General features: G+C 36.4%; 31 protein-coding genes. 2 read left to right on the top strand and 29 right to left on the bottom strand.

Annotation, left to right across the window (positions count from 1 at the left end):
• Window positions 1-82: 82 nt before the first annotated feature.
• Complete coding sequence (locus ACYIAQ_RS00370) at window positions 83-763, top strand: ABC transporter ATP-binding protein (RefSeq protein ID WP_483563075.1); 681 nt, start codon at window positions 83-85, stop codon at window positions 761-763.
• Window positions 763-2,031 carry an ABC transporter permease gene (locus ACYIAQ_RS00365; RefSeq protein WP_122018778.1) on the top strand — a complete coding sequence of 423 codons (1,269 nt, stop codon included), beginning with the start codon at window positions 763-765 and terminating at the stop codon, window positions 2,029-2,031. Before ACYIAQ_RS00370 ends, ACYIAQ_RS00365 begins: the two co-directional genes overlap by 1 nt.
• A 44-nt stretch (window positions 2,032-2,075) precedes the next feature.
• Here the strand turns inward: ACYIAQ_RS00365 and ACYIAQ_RS00360 are convergent, their stop codons facing one another.
• From ACYIAQ_RS00360 to rpsC, 29 genes are all read right to left on the bottom strand, one after another.
• Window positions 2,076-2,438, bottom strand: a complete 363-nt coding sequence (locus ACYIAQ_RS00360; RefSeq protein ID WP_483563074.1) for a DUF6176 family protein — start codon at window positions 2,436-2,438, stop codon at window positions 2,076-2,078.
• Between the two features lie 380 nt (window positions 2,439-2,818).
• Window positions 2,819-3,214 (bottom strand): 30S ribosomal protein S9, encoded by a 396-nt coding sequence (gene rpsI / locus ACYIAQ_RS00355; RefSeq protein ID WP_122018782.1) that lies wholly within the window; start codon window positions 3,212-3,214, stop codon window positions 2,819-2,821.
• 12 nt (window positions 3,215-3,226) lie between these two features.
• Entirely contained in the window at window positions 3,227-3,670 is a 444-nt protein-coding gene (rplM, locus tag ACYIAQ_RS00350) for a 50S ribosomal protein L13 (protein WP_122018784.1), read from the bottom strand.
• A gap of 100 nt (window positions 3,671-3,770) precedes the next feature.
• Entirely contained in the window at window positions 3,771-4,562 is a 792-nt protein-coding gene (gene truA, locus ACYIAQ_RS00345) for a tRNA pseudouridine(38-40) synthase TruA (protein ID WP_483563073.1), read from the bottom strand.
• Window positions 4,562-5,359, bottom strand: a complete 798-nt coding sequence (locus ACYIAQ_RS00340; RefSeq protein ID WP_483563072.1) for an energy-coupling factor transporter transmembrane component T family protein — start codon at window positions 5,357-5,359, stop codon at window positions 4,562-4,564. The genes truA and ACYIAQ_RS00340 overlap by 1 nt, the downstream gene beginning before the upstream one ends.
• A gap of 3 nt (window positions 5,360-5,362) precedes the next feature.
• Window positions 5,363-6,208: an energy-coupling factor transporter ATPase gene (locus ACYIAQ_RS00335; RefSeq protein ID WP_483563071.1), complete on the bottom strand. Its 846-nt coding sequence runs from the start codon at window positions 6,206-6,208 to the stop codon at window positions 5,363-5,365.
• The gene (locus ACYIAQ_RS00330; protein WP_483563070.1) at window positions 6,184-7,035 is read right to left on the bottom strand and encodes an energy-coupling factor ABC transporter ATP-binding protein; all 852 of its coding nucleotides are present in this window, start codon (window positions 7,033-7,035) and stop codon (window positions 6,184-6,186) included. The genes ACYIAQ_RS00335 and ACYIAQ_RS00330 overlap by 25 nt, the downstream gene beginning before the upstream one ends.
• 176 nt (window positions 7,036-7,211) lie before the next feature.
• A complete protein-coding gene (gene rplQ, locus ACYIAQ_RS00325; protein WP_483563069.1) occupies window positions 7,212-7,595 on the bottom strand; it encodes a 50S ribosomal protein L17 in 384 nt (127 codons plus the stop codon).
• Between the two features lie 25 nt (window positions 7,596-7,620).
• A complete protein-coding gene (locus tag ACYIAQ_RS00320) occupies window positions 7,621-8,559 on the bottom strand; it encodes a DNA-directed RNA polymerase subunit alpha (RefSeq protein WP_483563068.1) in 939 nt (312 codons plus the stop codon).
• Window positions 8,560-8,604: 45 nt separating this feature from the next.
• Complete coding sequence (rpsK, locus tag ACYIAQ_RS00315) at window positions 8,605-8,988, bottom strand: 30S ribosomal protein S11 (RefSeq protein WP_483563067.1); 384 nt, start codon at window positions 8,986-8,988, stop codon at window positions 8,605-8,607.
• A 21-nt stretch (window positions 8,989-9,009) separates the two neighbouring features.
• A complete protein-coding gene (gene rpsM, locus ACYIAQ_RS00310) occupies window positions 9,010-9,360 on the bottom strand; it encodes a 30S ribosomal protein S13 (RefSeq protein ID WP_090092288.1) in 351 nt (116 codons plus the stop codon).
• Between the two features lie 22 nt (window positions 9,361-9,382).
• Complete coding sequence (gene rpmJ, locus ACYIAQ_RS00305) at window positions 9,383-9,499, bottom strand: 50S ribosomal protein L36 (protein ID WP_046307548.1); 117 nt, start codon at window positions 9,497-9,499, stop codon at window positions 9,383-9,385.
• A 14-nt stretch (window positions 9,500-9,513) separates the two neighbouring features.
• On the bottom strand, window positions 9,514-9,735 hold the full coding sequence (infA, locus tag ACYIAQ_RS00300; RefSeq protein ID WP_090092290.1) for a translation initiation factor IF-1: 222 nt from the start codon (window positions 9,733-9,735) through the stop codon (window positions 9,514-9,516).
• 65 nt (window positions 9,736-9,800) lie between these two features.
• On the bottom strand, window positions 9,801-10,457 hold the full coding sequence (locus ACYIAQ_RS00295; protein WP_483563066.1) for an adenylate kinase: 657 nt from the start codon (window positions 10,455-10,457) through the stop codon (window positions 9,801-9,803).
• A gap of 10 nt (window positions 10,458-10,467) precedes the next feature.
• Window positions 10,468-11,763, bottom strand: coding sequence for a preprotein translocase subunit SecY (secY, locus tag ACYIAQ_RS00290; RefSeq protein ID WP_483563065.1), 1,296 nt, complete (start codon window positions 11,761-11,763; stop codon window positions 10,468-10,470).
• Window positions 11,763-12,203 carry a 50S ribosomal protein L15 gene (rplO, locus tag ACYIAQ_RS00285; protein ID WP_483563064.1) on the bottom strand — a complete coding sequence of 147 codons (441 nt, stop codon included), beginning with the start codon at window positions 12,201-12,203 and terminating at the stop codon, window positions 11,763-11,765. The genes secY and rplO overlap by 1 nt, the downstream gene beginning before the upstream one ends.
• 23 nt (window positions 12,204-12,226) lie before the next feature.
• On the bottom strand, window positions 12,227-12,412 hold the full coding sequence (gene rpmD / locus ACYIAQ_RS00280) for a 50S ribosomal protein L30 (RefSeq protein ID WP_483563063.1): 186 nt from the start codon (window positions 12,410-12,412) through the stop codon (window positions 12,227-12,229).
• A 13-nt stretch (window positions 12,413-12,425) separates the two neighbouring features.
• Window positions 12,426-12,932, bottom strand: a complete 507-nt coding sequence (gene rpsE, locus ACYIAQ_RS00275) for a 30S ribosomal protein S5 (RefSeq protein WP_122018809.1) — start codon at window positions 12,930-12,932, stop codon at window positions 12,426-12,428.
• A 16-nt stretch (window positions 12,933-12,948) separates the two neighbouring features.
• Window positions 12,949-13,308: a 50S ribosomal protein L18 gene (gene rplR, locus ACYIAQ_RS00270; protein WP_122018811.1), complete on the bottom strand. Its 360-nt coding sequence runs from the start codon at window positions 13,306-13,308 to the stop codon at window positions 12,949-12,951.
• A gap of 23 nt (window positions 13,309-13,331) precedes the next feature.
• Window positions 13,332-13,862, bottom strand: a complete 531-nt coding sequence (gene rplF / locus ACYIAQ_RS00265; protein WP_483563062.1) for a 50S ribosomal protein L6 — start codon at window positions 13,860-13,862, stop codon at window positions 13,332-13,334.
• A 24-nt stretch (window positions 13,863-13,886) separates the two neighbouring features.
• On the bottom strand, window positions 13,887-14,285 hold the full coding sequence (rpsH, locus tag ACYIAQ_RS00260; protein ID WP_122018815.1) for a 30S ribosomal protein S8: 399 nt from the start codon (window positions 14,283-14,285) through the stop codon (window positions 13,887-13,889).
• A gap of 20 nt (window positions 14,286-14,305) precedes the next feature.
• Entirely contained in the window at window positions 14,306-14,491 is a 186-nt protein-coding gene (locus tag ACYIAQ_RS00255; RefSeq protein WP_046307561.1) for a type Z 30S ribosomal protein S14, read from the bottom strand.
• A 12-nt stretch (window positions 14,492-14,503) separates the two neighbouring features.
• Window positions 14,504-15,046 (bottom strand): 50S ribosomal protein L5, encoded by a 543-nt coding sequence (gene rplE, locus ACYIAQ_RS00250; RefSeq protein WP_122018817.1) that lies wholly within the window; start codon window positions 15,044-15,046, stop codon window positions 14,504-14,506.
• A gap of 14 nt (window positions 15,047-15,060) precedes the next feature.
• A complete protein-coding gene (gene rplX / locus ACYIAQ_RS00245; protein ID WP_122018819.1) occupies window positions 15,061-15,312 on the bottom strand; it encodes a 50S ribosomal protein L24 in 252 nt (83 codons plus the stop codon).
• Window positions 15,313-15,329: 17 nt separating this feature from the next.
• On the bottom strand, window positions 15,330-15,698 hold the full coding sequence (gene rplN / locus ACYIAQ_RS00240) for a 50S ribosomal protein L14 (RefSeq protein WP_090092306.1): 369 nt from the start codon (window positions 15,696-15,698) through the stop codon (window positions 15,330-15,332).
• 31 nt (window positions 15,699-15,729) lie between these two features.
• On the bottom strand, window positions 15,730-15,996 hold the full coding sequence (gene rpsQ, locus ACYIAQ_RS00235; RefSeq protein ID WP_122018822.1) for a 30S ribosomal protein S17: 267 nt from the start codon (window positions 15,994-15,996) through the stop codon (window positions 15,730-15,732).
• A gap of 18 nt (window positions 15,997-16,014) precedes the next feature.
• Complete coding sequence (gene rpmC, locus ACYIAQ_RS00230; protein WP_122018825.1) at window positions 16,015-16,212, bottom strand: 50S ribosomal protein L29; 198 nt, start codon at window positions 16,210-16,212, stop codon at window positions 16,015-16,017.
• Window positions 16,202-16,642 carry a 50S ribosomal protein L16 gene (rplP, locus tag ACYIAQ_RS00225; protein WP_122018827.1) on the bottom strand — a complete coding sequence of 147 codons (441 nt, stop codon included), beginning with the start codon at window positions 16,640-16,642 and terminating at the stop codon, window positions 16,202-16,204. The genes rpmC and rplP overlap by 11 nt, the downstream gene beginning before the upstream one ends.
• On the bottom strand, window positions 16,642-17,313 hold the full coding sequence (gene rpsC / locus ACYIAQ_RS00220; RefSeq protein ID WP_122018829.1) for a 30S ribosomal protein S3: 672 nt from the start codon (window positions 17,311-17,313) through the stop codon (window positions 16,642-16,644). Before rpsC ends, rplP begins: the two co-directional genes overlap by 1 nt.

Here is a 17,313-nt window from a genome sequence, read left to right as displayed (position 1 = left end):
TTTTTTATATTTATTTAATAAAAAGCTTGAATTTAACTGACTTTGGTGTATTATGTATATATCACACTAAAGGAGAGAAAAAATGAGCTTATTAGAAACTCGTAATGTGGTCAGAACTTATGGTAAAGGTACAACCAAGTTTGATGCATTACGCGGAGTTAGTTTACAAATAAATAAAGGTGAATCAGTTGCTATTATTGGTAAAAGTGGATCTGGAAAATCAACTTTAATGCATATTATGGCGCTTCTTGACCAACCAACTTCAGGCAATATTTTATTAGACGGCAAACCAACAAGCAAAATTAAAGGACGTGCGCTAAATAAATTGCGCAATCAAACTTTTGGTTTTGTTTTTCAACAATTTTTCTTAAATGCCCAAGATACTGTTCTTGAAAATGTAATGTTACCATTAAAAATTGCCGGTGTAACTGGAAAAAGGCGCCGTGAATTGGCTTTAGCTGCAATCAAAGCAGTTGATCTTGAAAGTAAAGCTCAAAATAAAGCAAATAACCTTTCTGGTGGTCAAAAGCAGCGCGTCTGTATCGCCCGTGCACTAGTTAATGATCCGCAAATTATTTTTGCCGATGAACCAACTGGTAATTTAGATTCAACTACTGGAGAAATGGTAGAAAACATTTTGTTTAAATTACATCGTGAAAAGGGAATTACCTTAATTATTGTTACTCACGACCCTGATCTTGCACAAAAATGTCAAAGACAAATCCAAATTAAAGATGGTTTAGTAGTTGAAGGAGGAGAATAATGAAGTTTCGCGATATTTTAAACTCGGCTGCAAGTAATTTATGGCACAATAAAGGTCGAACGTTTTTAACAATTATAGCCGTGCTAATCGGTTCCTTAACCCTGAGCATTACGATGGGGATTAATTCTGGTGTTAATAATTATTTAACTAAGCAAATCGGAAATGTTGGTAATACCGAGCAAATGATAATTTCTCCCGATTTTTCTAGTGGAAATAGTAACTCCGCACCAGAAAAATACAATGCTAATAAAAGCAGCAATAATGCGGACGGGATGTTAACTAAAAACGACCTCAAAAAAATCAAAACAGTCAAAGGAATAAAAGACATTAAGGCATTAAAGGATAGTAATGTTACGTATGTGCAAGGACTTAATAAAGTCAAATATGTCATCGATGCTCAACCAACCTTGGGAATCGCTTATGACTTAAAAGCAGGTCGCCAAGTTGCAACTTCAGGTAATTCCTCAGAAATTCTTTTAACTAAGCAAATGGTGAAAGCTTTTGGATATCATAATGCTCATCAAGCCTTAGGAAAATCAATCACACTTGTGACTAACTCCCCTGTTACTAAAAAGAAGCAGAAGATCTCAGCGACAATTGTAGGTGTTCGTAACGATAGTATGGTCAGTAGCGGACAAAACGTCTACAGTCATGGTTTAAGTCAAAAAATAATTAAGGCCAATCAAGATGGTATGCCAAAGGCACTTCAGGATCGTTATGTTGAAATTGTAGCAACACCAACCAGTAAAAATCCTGACAAAATTTTAACGATTGAAAAGAAATTAGCCAAAAAAGGTTATACAGCTCAAACTTTAAAAGATGCGGTTAAACAACTCTTTCAAACTTTCAATATTGCAACTGGTGTGTTAATTATTTTTGGAGCAATCGCTCTTGTAGCCGCCAGCTTTGGGGTTGTTAATACTCTTTACATGTCAGTTCGTGATCGGACACGTGAAATTGGTCTGATGAAGGCTTTAGGATTAGGTCAAGGTAAAGTCTTTTCAATTTTTAGTTGTGAAGCGATTCTAATCGGTTTATTCGGTTCACTTCTTGGATTGCTTGGTGCCATAGGACTAGGACAGGTATTAAACTCAGTTGCCAGAAAAACTTTCTTAAAAGGCATTGATGGCTTTATCTTAATTCAATTTAATTGGACTAGCAGTTTGCTAATCATTGGAATTATTTGTTTAATTACATTTTTAGCCGGAACACTACCAGCTAGACGAGCAGCCAAGCTTGATCCAATTACTGCTTTAAGATACGAATAATTATTAAAAAAGACTCACTTAAAATGAGTCTTTTTTTGTGCTTATTAACCTTTATTTCTCTTAATAACTTGCTCAATTATAGGCGATAATAAGTTTTGCTCTATTTCTAAATTATCCGGATGATAGTTTCTATCTATACATTCATCCCAGTATTCTAAATGTTTTTTATCAATGTAGTTTTCAGAATCTTCAACAGCTTTACCACCCTCATCTTGAATCGAGTACCAGTAAAAATAAGTATAACCATCTAAACTTTCTTCCTTAAAAACTGTCTCAACATACATCTTTTCATCTTCCATAGTTGCCACCGTTGCTTCATGATGCTGATTAAGAAAATCCATCCAAGCTTGTGCCAATTTTTCTTTTCCTTTTTTGATTCTGAATCGTGTTAATTCCACTTTAACCATTTAAACCCCTCCTTTTATACAATTAAACAAAAGATTCCTATTTAATTATAGTTTTATGTTCCACTAATTAGTTCTTTTTCAAATTTATTAAGCTTTTAGTTACTAATAAAATCAGCAGATTATAATTATTTAGTTAATAAGGACTTCTATTTTTTGTGTCCTCAATTAACATACACACTTACAAGTTAAAATTTGCTACAGATCATTTCTATTAGATTAAAAGTAACCCAGTGTAATAATTATACAAAAACACTAAGCTCTAGGATAGTTTAGTGCAGTCTAGTTTTTTTATTATCAGTATTTACAAAAGAAGTTAAAAAAGCATCAGCTTTATTACTGATGCTTTTGACGCTACTAGTCGATTTTAAAAACTGACAAATTTAACGCTTACTAAATTGTGAAGCTTTACGAGCCTTCTTCAAGCCTGGCTTCTTTCTTTCAACCATTCTTGGATCACGTGTTAAGAACCCAGCCTTCTTCAGTGGACCACGAAAGTCTGGATCTACTTCTAGTAAAGCACGAGCAATTCCAAGACGAATCGCACCGGCTTGACCTGAAAATCCTCCACCATTAACATTGACATTAACGTCGTATTGACCATCAGTTTCAGTCAAAGTCAGTGGTTGTTTTAAATCCTTAACTAAGTTAGGAAATGGGATATATTGATTAATATCTTTATTATTTGCAGTAATTTTTCCATTGCCTGGTACTAAACGTACACGCGCAACTGAATTCTTACGGCGACCAGTACCTGCATATGCAACTTGTTGTGCCATTTATGTAACCTCCTAGATTAATTTGTTAATATCTAACGTTTCCGGTTTTTGAGCTTCATGCTTGTGATTAGCATCAGCATAAACATGCATCTTCATAAATTCTTGGTGTCCAAGAGTATTCTTCGGAAGCATTCCCTTAACCGACAATTCAACTAATCTAACTGGATTCTTTGCAAGCATTTCTCCAGCAGGAATGGCTTTGATACCACCACGAAAACCAGAGTGATGGTAATAAATCTTGTCAGTAGCTTTCTTCCCTGTCAACTTAACCTTAGATGCGTTAATAATAATAACGTTATCTCCAGTGTCAACATTTGGTGTATATTGAGGCTTGTTTTTACCCCTTAAAATAGTTGCTACTGCAGTAGACAGACGTCCTAAAGACACATCTGTTGCGTCAACAACATACCACTTATGTTCAATTTCATTAGGTTTAGCTAATTGTGTAGTACGCAATTTAAATTCCTCCGTTTATACGTTGTTTGAAAACAATAAGATTCCGGGGCCTATCGTGGACAAACATACCTTAATAGAATACGTCCTTTTGCTTTAATTGTCAATATAAATTCTCATCTTGACGATATTTTAAGGGAATATCCTCATAAAACACATGAAATAAAAAAAGTCCGTTTGCCTGTGCTGTTTCTCTTACCTGTTCGCGATCCTTAGCTAATATTACCCGGGGAATATCATTAATAGGACGTTTACCGTTTCCAATTTCAAGAAGTGTCGCAACTAATATTCGAACCATATTATATAGAAAACCTGAACAAATAAAATCAAAAATTATTTCATTTTCAATGTCATCTTTTCGTATATTAATATAATACATTGTTCTAACTTTATTTTTGATTTGTCCCCCACTTGCAGCAAAACTTGTAAAATCATGCGTACCAATCAGATCTCTGGCTGCCTGTTGCATTTTTTTGACATTTATATGATAGGGATAATGTCCAGTATAAAATCTTTTAAAAGGATTAACAAAGCGATCCAAGCTAAGTCTGTATCGATACCATTTTCCTTTAGCACTATATCTGACATGAAAGTCTTCATTAACAATTTCACAATCATTAAAAACTATATCCAAAGGCATCATTGAATTGAGTGCACAAAGCATTCTTTGAGGTGGAATTTTGTTTCCAGGATAATCAAAGTGAATTACTTGACCTAAAGCATGAACACCAGCATCAGTTCTACCAGAACCTTCAATTCTTACTTGCTGACCTTTTGTCATTTTTTCAAGTGCAGATTCAATTGTCTCCTGTACTGTCCTTTGTTTGGGCTGTGCTTGAAAGCCATGAAATAGATGACCATCATAGGAAAGCGTCATTTTATATCTTGTTTTCATTAATGTGTCCTAAAAATAACTAACAATGCTGTCAATATCAGAAAGTAGCCGAGATTACACAAGTCGAACTTAGACCAATGTAAAACACGAAATCGTGTTCTTCCTTCATCGCCACGATAACCACGAGATTCCATTGCTGTTGAAAGATCAATCGCTGTTGAAAGAGAATTTATAAACAAAGGAATAAGTAATGGAGTAATAGCTTTTGCACGTGCAACCAATCCACCATTATTAAAGTCGGCCCCCCGAGATCTCTGTGCATTCATAATTTTAAATGTTTCATCAAATAGGGTCGGCACGAAACGTAATGCAATCGACATTACTAAAGCAATTTTATCGACCGGAACCTTAACTAATTTAAGCGGAATTAACAGCCATTCAATTGCATCAGCGATTTCTAATGGAGTGGTCGTTACTGTCATAACCGTCGAAATTAAAACAATGACTGTAAAGCGAATAAAAATAAAAATAGCATTACTAATTCCATAACTGGTCAAAGCAAAAATACCCCAATGCCAGTAAACTGTTCCCCCTACTGTGAAGAAAAGTTGTAACAGGGAAGTAAACAAAATTAACCAAATTACAGGTTTAATGCCCTCCCAAAAGATTTTCCATTTTAGTTTGGTTGCCGCTACTGCAACCAAACTAAAAAAAGTTATAATTACATAAGTAATTGGATTATTAGCTAGAAAAATTATAAAAATAAAAAGTACAGTGGCTAGTAACTTTCCACGTGGATCCATCTTATAAATTAATGAATCGCCAGGAAGATACCGTCCAATCAAAATTTTACTCATGAGTTACCCCTTTAAATTTTGCTTAATTCCTGAGATCAAATCCGGTAACCTTAAAGGCGGAGCAGGAAAATCATAATTTTTCAATTGGGCAGCAAAAACGGAAGACTTTGGCTCATCAAGATGATGCTCTTTCAACCAGGAACGATTTTTAAATACTTCGGTTGGCTGAGAATGTTTAATCAGTTTTCCGTGCTCCATTATTAAAACATCATCAGCATAATTGGCAACGTCATCCATATTATGGGTAACTAAAATAACCGTATGACCAGCGTTACGATAATCTGAAAAAAGCTCCATCATTTGCTTACGCGATCTAGGATCTAGCCCAGCTGCTGGTTCGTCTAAACAAAGAATATCAGGTTCATAAGCCAAAACTCCGGCAATTGCTACTCTTCTCATTTGACCACCAGAAAGTTCAAATGGTGATCTTGAACCAATTTCTACAGGTAAGCCTACTTTCTTCAACCATTTTTGTGCGCTTTGCTTTGCCTTGTCATCGTCATAGCCAAAATTTTTAGGTCCAAACGCAATATCATCTAAAACAGTACTTTCAAACAACTGTGATTCTGGAAACTGAAACACCAAACTTACATGACGACGTAAATTTTTTAAATGCTTATTATTAGTATCAGATTTTATTTTTATACCAGCAATTTCAACTTGGCCACTAGTCGGTTTCAATAGAGCATTAAAATGTTGCATTAAGGTTGATTTACCACTTCCTGTATGCCCAATAATAGCAGTAAATGAACCATCATTTAATTCAAAACTGATATTCTCTAAGCCCTTTTTTTCAAGTGGTGAACCAGGCGAATAAACATAACTTACATTTTCGAATTTAATTGACATAAATATTGGACCAACTCTTTTTCTGAACTAATCTCATCAGGAATATTGATTTTATTATTGCATAATTCATTTTTAATTTGTTGAAAAAATGGAACATCTAATCCCAGCTTTTTAAGAAGATTAACTTGAGCAAAAACTTCTTTGGGACTGCCTTGCGTTATTAATTTCCCATCATCCATAACTAATACTTGATCTGAACTATTCGCTTCATCGATATCATGTGTAATTGCAATTACGGTGAGATTATATTTTTCTTTAATTTCACGAACTATTTTTAAAATCTGATTTCTACCTTCTGGGTCTAACATTGAGGTTGCTTCATCTAGAATAATAATTTCTGGCTTAATCGCAATAATTCCTGCAATTGCAACTCGCTGTTTTTGGCCGCCAGACAAAGTCGAGGGTTCGGAATTTGCATAATCACTCATTCCTACTGCTTCAATTGCTTTAGGGACAATTTTAATCATATCTTCACGCGAAACGCCACGATTTTCAAGACCAAATGCAACATCATCAGTTACTGTAGCACCAACAAACTGATTATCCGGATTTTGAAATACAATCCCCACTTTATCTCTTATTTGCCAAACAGTATCTTCTGTTAAAATTGTGTCACTGATCTTAATTCGTGAACTATCAGGATTGTCAGGAACTAGCAACCCATTCATTAGTCTGATAATCGTAGATTTACCACTTCCATTATGACCAATAATAGAAGTCCAAGATCCCTTTTCAATATTCAAACTAATATTGTCAATTGCTGGGGTACTTGATTCAGGATACGTGAAACTTAAGTTTTTTATATTAACAATGCTTTCTTTTGTCATGTTATCACCATCCTTAGAAGTCTGATTCAATTGTACCAAAAAAAGACAAAAAAAATCACCCATGAAGAGGGATAATATGCATTATCTAAGCTAGACTAAACTTTCGTCATCATCTTAACGCTTATTCTCACTTTCATGGATAATTCTTAATAGCTATTAAGTTGGGCTATTCCTAATTAAACTAATTCAAGAATAACCATTGGAGCGCCATCACCCTTACGAGCTGTAGCTAACTTCATAATTCTAGTATAACCACCATTACGGTCTTTGTAACGTGGTGCTATATCACTAAACAATTTTTGTAATGCTGATTTAACAACAACTACATCTTTTTCTTCATGGATATCAGCAACTTCATTTCGAACAAAAGCAGCTGCTTTTCTTCTGGCAGCTAAGTCACCACGTTTACCTAAAGTGATCATCTTTTCCGCTGTCTTGCGTACTTCTTTAGCACGAGTTTCAGTTGTAACAATGCGTTCGTTCATGATTAATTGAGTAGTCATTTCTCTTAGCATTGCTTTTCTGTGGGCACTATCCCAGCCTAATTTTCGGTATGCCATTAATTTACCTCCTTTTATTTTTCAGTTAATCCTCTTGACGAAGTGAAAGTCCCAAGTCAGTTAATTTATTTTTGACTTCCTCCAATGATTTACGTCCCAAGTTACGAACACGCATCATATCTGCCTCTGACTTATCAGTCAGTTCTTGCAGTGTATTAATGCCAGCTCTTTTAAGACAATTATAAGAACGAACAGATAGATCAAGCTCTTCAATCGTCATCTCAAGCTTTTTCTCTGCTGTATCATCCTCTTTTTCAACCATAACATCGCTAAATTTAGTACTTGCATCAGCATTTTCAAACACTTTGAAATGTTCTACCAAAATTTTAGCAGCAAAACTAAGGGCATCATTAGGTTTAATTGAACCATCAGTCCAAATCTCTAAAGTGAGCTTATCAAAATCATCTCTTTTACCAACACGAGTTGACTCAACTTGATAATTAACTTTTTCAATTGGGGAAAAGAGAGAATCAACAGGAATGACCCCAATTGGCATGTCATCACTCTTATTATCACTTGCTGCAACATAACCTCGACCATTTTTAACAGCGGCTTGCATATGCAAGTGGCCACCATCAGCAATGGTACAAATATATTGATCAGGATTAAGTATTTGAACATCTGCATCAACTTTAAAGTCATCGGCAGTAACAGTAGCCGGACCTTCAACGTCAATTTCAATTATCTTTTGTTCGTCTGAAAAAGACTTTAATTCTAGCTTTTTCAAATTTAAAATCATTTTTGCAACGTCTTCCTTAACACCTGGAACGGTAGAGAATTCGTGCAAAACATCATCGATTTGAACATACACAAGGCCCGTACCTGGAATAGAAGTGAGTAATACTCTACGTAATGAATTACCTAAAGTAGTACCAAAGCCTCGTTCAAGTGGTTCAATAACAAATTTACCATAAGACTTTTCTTGGTCCACAACGGTAATATTTGGTTTTTCAAATTCAATCATTACTAGACCCCTTTCAAAACGCAACGTCTTTCAATAAGAACAAAATTAAACACGACGACGTTTTGGTGGTCTAGAACCATTGTGAGGAACAGGAGTAACGTCACGAATAGCAGTAATTTCCAAACCAGTAGCTTGTAGTGATCTTATAGCAGATTCACGACCAGCGCCAGGCCCCTTAACAAAAACTTCTACATGTTTCATGCCTTGATCCATTGCACTTTTAGCAGCAGCTTCAGCTGCCATTTGTGCTGCAAATGGTGTAGATTTCCGGCTACCTTTAAAGCCCAATGCACCTGCTGATGACCAAGCAATAGCGTTACCTTGAGTGTCAGTAATCATGACTAAAGTATTATTAAACGTAGAATGAATATGAGCAACGCCTCTTTCAACGTGCTTCTTCACACGACGCTTACGTGCTGTTTTAGGCATCAATAAACCTCCTTATAATTTTTATTTATTCTTTTTGCTACCCTTACGTGTACGGGCATTATTTTTGGTATTTTGTCCACGAACTGGAAGTCCACGGCGATGACGCATACCACGGTATGAACCGATATCAATTAACCGCTTGATGTTCATGCTAACTTCTCTTCGTAAGTCACCTTCAACGCGGTATTTATCTACTTCTGCGCGAAGCTTTTCTTGATCATCTGGAGTCAAATCTTTTGAACGTATGTCTTCAGAAACACCAGCATCCGCACAAATTTTCTGAGCAGTTGGTTCACCAATACCATAAATATAAGTTAATGCAACAACTATTCTTTTATCTCTTGGTAAATCAACACCAGCAATACGTGCCATAAATTGCACCTCCTATTTTATTTTAACCTTGACGTTGCTTGTGCTTTGGATTTGCAGGACAAATAACCATTACACGACCATGTCTCTTAATAATCTTACAATGCTCACACATTGGTTTAACAGATGGTCTAACCTTCATGTTTCCCTCCGTTATTACTTTATAAACCGATAAGTAATTCTACCTTTTGTTAAATCGTAAGGAGAAAGTTCAACAGTAACACGGTCCCCAGGTAAAATCCGAATATAATGCATTCTAATTTTACCGGATACATGTGCTAATATTTCAGCTCCATTTTCCAATTCAACTTTAAACATAGCATTAGGCAAGGTATCAACTACTTTACCCTTTACTTCAATGACATCATCTTTTGCCAAAGCTGTTCCTCCGCATTTAAACAGTCATACTTTGAAATTATAACACGGAAATGTAAATATACAAATTATTGTTTATTACCCAAAACCGCATCAACGTTTTCAAAAACTTTTTCTGGAGTTTGCTCACCATTTACACTAGTTAACAAACCATTTGCTTGATAATAGTCCTTCAAAGGAGTATTCATCTTTTCATTTACTTCTAAACGATTCTTTACCACTTCTGGTTTGTCATCTTCACGTTGATAAAAGTCATGACTACCACAACGATCACAGGTATCCTTTAACTTAGGCATTTTTGTAATCTTATTGTAAGTTGCGCCACACTGTTTACACATGAACCGTGCTGATAAACGGTTGATTAAAATTTTTTCATTAACTTCTAAAGAAATTACTTTAGTTAATGGTTTATTCAATCGTTTAGTAATAGTTTCCAAAGCTTCTGCTTGAACAATTGTTCTAGGAAAACCATCTAAGATATATCCTTCTTTAATATCAGGTTGGCTTAAACGTTCTTCAACCAATTTTGCAGTAACTTCGTCTGGTACCAAATCACCTTTATCAATATAACTTTTAGCTTCAAGACCAACTTTAGTCTCGTTAGCCATTGCTTCTCTAAACATATCCCCAGTTGAAATATGAGTTAGATGATATTTATCAACAATTTGTTCTGATACTGTACCTTTGCCAGCACCTGGCAGTCCCAAAAGAAATAAGTTAATCATTTATTCGTTCCTATCTGATGAATCCAACATATTCTCGTTTCATTAACAGTCCGTTAATCTGACGAGATAATTCTAAGACAACTCCGATAACAATTAAAAGACTCGTTCCACCAAGCCCAATTGAGCTTGGAAGATTCCAAAAATTAGTAGCAAGTTGTGGTAATAAAGCTACCAGTCCCAAAAATACTGATCCAACTGTTGATAACCTAATTAACAGCTTTGAAACAAAATCTTGGGTATCTTTACCCGGCCATACGCTTGGAATATACGCACCCTGCTTTTGTAGATTCTTCGAAAGCTTCTCAGGATTAACCTGAACAAAAGCATAGAAGAAAGTAAACAAAATAATTAAAACAGTGTAAATTATAACTCCAGGCGTTGTTTGCATACTAAATATATTAGTCATTATCTTATACCATTGCTGATCGCCTTGAGATCTTTGAAAAGCCATTAAAATCGTTGCTGGTGTAATAATAAACGAACTCGCAAAAATTACCGGAATAACACCAGAAACATTAACTTTCAACGGTAAAAAGCTTTCAGAGCCACTAATAGTTGCTCGTTTAGTATATTGTATTGGAATCCGGCGATCTGCTTGCTCAACCCAGGTAACAATTTGTGTTATAAGGATTATCGCAATAATAATCGCAATGAAGAACATAATACCCTTCCAACGATCAGTCGCACTGTTATTGATAATTTCTTCTTTATATAGCTCCCATAATCCGCGTGGAAGCCGAGCAATAATTCCTGCAAAAATGATTACTGAAACACCATTACCTAAACCTTTATCAGTGATTTCATCACCTAACCAAGTAAGTAACATTGTTCCTGCTGTCATAATAATTGCAATTTCGATGTAAGTTTGTGGAGTCTGAGTTTTAACCAACCCCATCTGAGTCAAGGCATTAAAACCTAAAGTAATCCCAATACTTTGAACGAATGCAACAAATAATGAAAGCCATCTTGTAGCCTGATTGGTTTTACGCCGTCCGACTTCACCTTGCTTGCCCCATTCAACTAAAACTGGAACTATATCCATTTGAAGTAGTTGAATAACGATTTGAGCAGTAATGTATGGAGAAACTCCAAGCGAAAAAATCGAATAATTATCTAATCCACCACCAGAAACGGTGTCTAGCATCGGAACTAAACCAGTTTGTGCAACTTGAGTAATCGCTTTTGCATTAACGCCGGGAACAGTAATATTAGACCCGATGCGATATAGCAAAAGGATAAAGAGTGTAAAATAAATTTTATTTCTGATTTCTTTATCCTTAAAGGCGTTCTTCAAAGTCGAAAACATTAGATCACCTCAACAGATCCGCCAGCTGCTTCAACTGCTTCTTTTGCAGCAGCGGAAACTTTATTAACCTTAACGTTTAGCTTAACTTTCAACTCACCTTTGGCAAGTAATTTTATACCTGATAATTCTTTCTTTACCAAGCCTTTTTCTTTAAGAACAGCAACTGTTACATCACTATTGTTTTCAAACTTGTTTAAATCGTCTAAATTAATAATTGCATATTCTTTACGGTTAACATTCTTAAAACCGCGCTTAGGCATAGTTCTAAAGAGTGGCATTTGTCCACCTTCAAAACCTAAACGAGTGTGTCCTCCTTGACGAGCCAATTGACCCTTTTGTCCGCGACCAGAAGTTTTTCCGTGACCGCTTGAAGTACCACGTCCAACACGTTTTCTATCAGTACGTGAACCCTCAGTAGCATGTAATTCATGAAGCTTCATTAATTCGGCACCTCCTTAATTAATTATTTACTTGTCTCTTCTACAGAGATTAAATGGGCAATTTTTAGTAGTGCACCACGAGTAGCAGCGTTGTCTGGTAGAGTAACTGTACTATTAATTCTACCTAAGCCAAGAGCTTTAACAACTTTTCTTTGTTCAGGCAGACGGTGCGCAGCACTTCTAATTAAAGTAACTTTTAATTCAGTCATTTACTCAGTCTCCCTAATCTAATTCTGCGTGACGAAGCTTGTCAACTTCTTCGCTAGTTCTAAGTTTCCTTAATCCATCAATTGTTGCACGTACAACGTTGATTGGAGTATTTGAACCAAGTGATTTTGAAGTAACATCAGCAATACCAGCCATATCCATAACGATACGAACGGCACCACCAGCTGCAACACCTGAACCAGCTGGAGCTGGTTTAATCAAAATGTTACCTGAACCAAAGTGACCATTTACCTCATGAGGAATAGTAGTACCCACTCTTGGAACAGTTATCATGTTCTTCTTACCAGCCTCAACAGCCTTACGGATTGCTTCTGGAACTTCTTGAGCCTTACCAGTACCAAAGCCTACACGACCTTTTTTGTCACCAACGATTACCAGGGCAGCAAATCTCATTCGTTGTCCACCCTTGACAACCTTGGTAACACGATTAATTGCTACTAACTGATCTTCGATGTCGTCTTTATTTCTGCGATTATTACGAGAATCGTTGCGGTTTGCCATGTATTTTTCTCCTTCCCTAGAAATCTAATCCGTTTTCACGAGCGGCATCTGCCAAAGCTGAAATACGGCCGTGGTATAGATAACCACTTCTATCAAACACAACATTTGAAATGTTTTTACTTTTAGCTGCTTCAGCAATTGCCTTACCAACAGCTTGAGCTTGTTCTAACTTAGTTGAATCCTTAGAAACGGAAGCATCTAAAGTTGAGGCACTTGCTAGCGTGACACCCGCTACGTCATCAATTAATTGAGCGTAGATGTTTTTGTTTGAACGAAAAACGCTTAAGCGTGGGCGCTCAGCAGTACCAGAAATCTTGCTACGAATACGTTTATGACGCTTTAAGCGCAATTTATTCTTATCTGGTTTTGAAATCACAATTTCACCTCAAAAATTATCTATTATTTACCTGTTTTACCTTCTTTACGACGTACGTATTCATCAACATAACGAATACCCTTACCTTTATAAGGTTCAGGTGGACGTACACCGCGAATTTCAGCAGCAAATTGACCTACATTTTGCTTTGAAATTCCTTCTACTTCAATTTCAGTAGCCGAAGTTGCTTTTACAGAAACACCTTCTGGAGCTGTCATTTCAACTGGGTGTGAATAGCCAACGTTTAAAGTTAACTTACTACCCTGAGTAGTTGCTCTATAACCAACACCGATCAATTTTAAGGTTTTCTTGTAACCACTAACTACACCTTCTACCATTGATGCCAAGTTAGCTCTTTCTGTTCCATGAAGTGCTTTGTCATTTTCACTTGAGCGTGAGAAATTGATTTTTCCATCTTCTTGTTTAAAAGTAATCTTTGGATCAAAATATCGAGTTAATTCACCCTTGGGGCCCTTAACAGTGATGTTGTCACCATCCTTGGTAACAGTGACACTATCTGGGACTTCAATTGTTTTTAAACCTATACGGCTCATTGATTGTTCTCCTTTCTGTCAGAATTACCAAATGTAGGCAATAACTTCGCCACCAACATTTTTTTGTCTTGCTTCTTTATCGGTAATCACACCTGCAGAAGTAGAAACGATGGCAATACCTAATCCATTAAGAACTTTAGGTAAATTTTCTGCGCTAACATAATTTCTAAGACCTGGTTTAGAAATTCGCTTTAAGCCTGAAATAACACGTTCCCCATCCGGACCATACTTCAAGAAGATTTTAATAACTCCTTGCTTGTTGTCATCAGTAACTTCGTAATCACGGATAAAGCCTTCGCGTTTTAAGATTTCTGAAATAGATTTTTTTATGTTTGATGCAGGAATTTCAACAGAACTGTGTTTTGCCATGTTGGCATTTCTAATTCTAGTCAAATAATCTGCAATCGGATCTGTCATGACCATTTATGCTATCCTCCTCCGTATTACCAACTAGCCTTTTTAAGGCCAGGTATTTGACCCTTGTGAGCTAAATCTTTCAGACAAATACGGCATAAGCCAAATTTACGATAAACGGAGTGTGGACGACCACATCTCTCGCAACGAGTATATTCACGTGAAGAGAATTTAGCAGGACGATGATTTCTAATTTTTTGTGACGTTTTAGCCATTAGTGTCCTCCATTATTTTGCAAACGGCATGCCAAATTGAGTCAAAAGCTCACGCGCTTCTTCATCAGTATTGGCTGTAGTAACGATAACAACATCTAAGCCTCTTGTCCGATTAACTTTATCAAAGTCAATTTCTGGGAAAATCAATTGTTCTTTAATTCCCAAGGTATAGTTGCCCCGACCGTCAAATGAACGACTTGAAACACCACGGAAGTCACGAACACGAGGAAGTGAAACGCTAATTAATTTGTATAAAAAATCGTACATTCTATCACCTCTAAGAGTAACCTTAGCACCGATAGACATGCCTTCACGTAAGCGGAAGTTTGCAATTGATTTCTTAGCCTTAGTAACTAATGGCTTTTGACCAGAAATCAAAGTTAATTCATCAACAGCCTCGTCCAAGTTCTTAGCATTTGATACAGCATCACCAACACCCATGTTTAAAACGATTTTTTCAATCTTGGGTACTTGCATAACCGAGCTATATTCAAATTTGTCTTGCAACGCAGGGATAATTTTTTCCTTATATTCTTGAGCTAAATAATTTGCCATTTGTATCCTCCCTTCTACTTGTTAGTTTCTTCTTTTTTGCTTTCAGACTTAGCAATAACCTTAACATTTGAAGCATGAATTGAACCCTCTGATTCAACCACTCCACCATTTGCGTTGGTTTGTGAAGGTTTTTGATGTTTTTTAACTGTATTAACGCCTTTAACAACCACACGGTTCTTCTTAACGTTAACAGCCAAAACAGTACCTTCTTTACCTTTGTCTTTTCCGGCAATTACTTTTACTTTATCACCAGTTTTAACAAACATCAGTGCACCTCACTTAATTATAAGACTTCAGGAGCAAGAGAGACGATCTTCATAAAGTCGTGCTCACGCAACTCACGTGCAACAGGCCCAAAGATACGAGTTCCACGTGGGCTTTTATCTGCATTAATAACTACGCCGGCATTTTCATCAAACTTAATGTATGAACCATCTTCGCGACGTGCGCCTGATTTTGTTCTAACAATAACAGCTTTAACAACGTCACCTTTTTTGACAACGCCACCTGGTGTTGCTTGTTTAACAGTTGCTACTACGATGTCACCAATGTTACCAGTCTTACGCTTGGATCCACCTAAGACTCTAATAACCAAAAGTTCTCTGGCACCTGAGTTATCAGCAACCTTCAAACGGGATTCATTTTGAATCACTGTATAATCCTCCCCTCACTAAATCCGCAAGTTAAACAGATTTCTTGACAATTTCTACTAAACGAAAGCGTTTTGTACGAGATAATGGACGAGTTTCCATGATACGAACAGTATCGCCAACTTTAGCTTCATTATTTTCGTCTTGTGCGTAATATTTCTTTGAGTATCTAATACGCTTATTGTAAACAGGGTGATTCTTATAAGTATCAACAACTACTGTAATAGTTTTATCATTCTTATCAGAAATTACTCGACCTTGATATACGTGACGACTATTTCTTTCGATTGATTCGCTCAAGTTAATAACTCCCTTCCACTAATCGTTTTTTAAAGCTTTTTCACTAAGAATTGTTTTAATTCTAGCGATATTTTTGCGGACTTTGTTTAGGCGAGCGGTATTTTCTAATTGACCCGTTGCTTGTTGGAAACGCAAGTTAAAGAGTTCTTCTTTATATTGCTTTTCTTTATCTAACATTTGATCATTGGTTAGTGCTCTGATTTCCTTAGCCTTCATTAGAATTGCCACCTACTTCCGAACTTTTAGTCACAAACTTACATTTAATTGGCAATTTAGTAGATGCAAGTCTTAATGCTTCACGAGCAGTTGCCTCACTAACTCCACCAATTTCAAACATAATTTTTTCTCTCTTAACTACAGCTACCCAGCCGGCTGGTGCACCTTTACCAGATCCCATACGTACACCTACACCCTTAGCAGTGTATGACTTTTGAGGGAAAATTCTAATCCAAACTTTACCACCACGTTTCATATAACGAGTCATAGCAACACGGGCAGCTTCAATTTGTTGATTAGAAATCCAGTGAGATTCAAGAGCTTGCAAACCATATTCACCAAAAGCAATGGTTTTTCCACCCTTTGCAGCGCCACGCATCTTACCACGAAATTCACGACGGTGTTTTACTCGCTTTGGTACTAGAGGCATTATTTGTTTCCTCCCTTCACAGCTTTTTCTGGTTTCTTACCTTTTGAAGGCAAAATTTCACCACGATTAATCCATACTTGAACCCCAATTTCACCATAAGTGGTGAATGCATTTACCCAAGCATAATCAATATCAGCTCTCAAAGTCTGTAATGGAACACGACCTTCAGTATGCCATTCTCTTCTTGCCATGTCGGCACCATTTAACCGACCAGAAGTTTGTACTCTGATTCCAGTAGCACCAGCGCGCATAGTTCTTTGAGTAGCTTGACGAATTGCACGTCTAAAAGCAATACGAGCTTCAAGTTGGCTAGCAATGCTTTCGGCTACCAACTTAGCATCAAGATCTGGCTTTTTAATTTCAATAATATTTACTTGAACTTGTTTTTTAGTCAAAGCGTTTAATTCTTTTCTCAAAGCTTCAACTTCAGAACCACCTTTACCAATAACCATACCTGGCTTAGCAGTATTGATTGAAACGTTAATTCTGTTTGCTGCACGTTCGATTTCAATAGTAGAAACAGAGGCATCTTTTAATTTCTTAGAAATGAATTTTCTGATGCGCAGGTCTTCATTTAAGGTTTCTTTGTATCCTCTGTCAGCATACCATTTTGATTCCCAGTCGCGAATTACGCCGAGACGAAAACCATTTGGGTTAATCTTTTGACCCAT

Source organism: Lactobacillus sp. X-49, assembly GCF_057063645.1.
Note: the sequence above shows the minus strand (reverse complement) of the source record. Positions and strands in the feature narration are given on the sequence as shown.

Coding starts and splice junctions, on each gene's coding strand:
- rpsC (WP_122018829.1), bottom strand. CDS start 17,313: ATGGGTCAAAAGATTAACCCAAATGGTTTTCGTCTCGGCGTAATTCGC.
- ACYIAQ_RS00360 (WP_483563074.1), bottom strand. CDS start 2,438: ATGGTTAAAGTGGAATTAACACGATTCAGAATCAAAAAAGGAAAAGAA.
- secY (WP_483563065.1), bottom strand. CDS start 11,763: ATGTTTTCGACTTTGAAGAACGCCTTTAAGGATAAAGAAATCAGAAAT.
- rpsE (WP_122018809.1), bottom strand. CDS start 12,932: ATGGCAAACCGCAACGATTCTCGTAATAATCGCAGAAATAAAGACGAC.
- ACYIAQ_RS00340 (WP_483563072.1), bottom strand. CDS start 5,359: ATGAGTAAAATTTTGATTGGACGGTATCTTCCTGGCGATTCATTAATT.
- rpmD (WP_483563063.1), bottom strand. CDS start 12,412: ATGACTGAATTAAAAGTTACTTTAATTAGAAGTGCTGCGCACCGTCTG.
- truA (WP_483563073.1), bottom strand. CDS start 4,562: ATGAAAACAAGATATAAAATGACGCTTTCCTATGATGGTCATCTATTT.
- rplF (WP_483563062.1), bottom strand. CDS start 13,862: ATGAGCCGTATAGGTTTAAAAACAATTGAAGTCCCAGATAGTGTCACT.
- ACYIAQ_RS00335 (WP_483563071.1), bottom strand. CDS start 6,208: ATGTCAATTAAATTCGAAAATGTAAGTTATGTTTATTCGCCTGGTTCA.
- ACYIAQ_RS00320 (WP_483563068.1), bottom strand. CDS start 8,559: ATGATTGAATTTGAAAAACCAAATATTACCGTTGTGGACCAAGAAAAG.
- rpmC (WP_122018825.1), bottom strand. CDS start 16,212: ATGAAGGCTAAGGAAATCAGAGCACTAACCAATGATCAAATGTTAGAT.
- ACYIAQ_RS00365 (WP_122018778.1), top strand. CDS start 763: ATGAAGTTTCGCGATATTTTAAACTCGGCTGCAAGTAATTTATGGCAC.
- ACYIAQ_RS00295 (WP_483563066.1), bottom strand. CDS start 10,457: ATGATTAACTTATTTCTTTTGGGACTGCCAGGTGCTGGCAAAGGTACA.
- rplQ (WP_483563069.1), bottom strand. CDS start 7,595: ATGGCATACCGAAAATTAGGCTGGGATAGTGCCCACAGAAAAGCAATG.
- rplP (WP_122018827.1), bottom strand. CDS start 16,642: ATGCCTCTAGTACCAAAGCGAGTAAAACACCGTCGTGAATTTCGTGGT.
- ACYIAQ_RS00255 (WP_046307561.1), bottom strand. CDS start 14,491: ATGGCTAAAACGTCACAAAAAATTAGAAATCATCGTCCTGCTAAATTC.
- rpsK (WP_483563067.1), bottom strand. CDS start 8,988: ATGCCTAAAACAGCACGTAAGCGTCGTGTGAAGAAGCACGTTGAAAGA.
- rpmJ (WP_046307548.1), bottom strand. CDS start 9,499: ATGAAGGTTAGACCATCTGTTAAACCAATGTGTGAGCATTGTAAGATT.
- ACYIAQ_RS00370 (WP_483563075.1), top strand. CDS start 83: ATGAGCTTATTAGAAACTCGTAATGTGGTCAGAACTTATGGTAAAGGT.
- rplE (WP_122018817.1), bottom strand. CDS start 15,046: ATGGCAAATTATTTAGCTCAAGAATATAAGGAAAAAATTATCCCTGCG.
- rpsI (WP_122018782.1), bottom strand. CDS start 3,214: ATGGCACAACAAGTTGCATATGCAGGTACTGGTCGCCGTAAGAATTCA.
- rplO (WP_483563064.1), bottom strand. CDS start 12,203: ATGAAGCTTCATGAATTACATGCTACTGAGGGTTCACGTACTGATAGA.
- rpsM (WP_090092288.1), bottom strand. CDS start 9,360: ATGGCACGTATTGCTGGTGTTGATTTACCAAGAGATAAAAGAATAGTT.
- ACYIAQ_RS00330 (WP_483563070.1), bottom strand. CDS start 7,035: ATGACAAAAGAAAGCATTGTTAATATAAAAAACTTAAGTTTCACGTAT.
- rplX (WP_122018819.1), bottom strand. CDS start 15,312: ATGTTTGTTAAAACTGGTGATAAAGTAAAAGTAATTGCCGGAAAAGAC.
- rpsH (WP_122018815.1), bottom strand. CDS start 14,285: ATGGTCATGACAGATCCGATTGCAGATTATTTGACTAGAATTAGAAAT.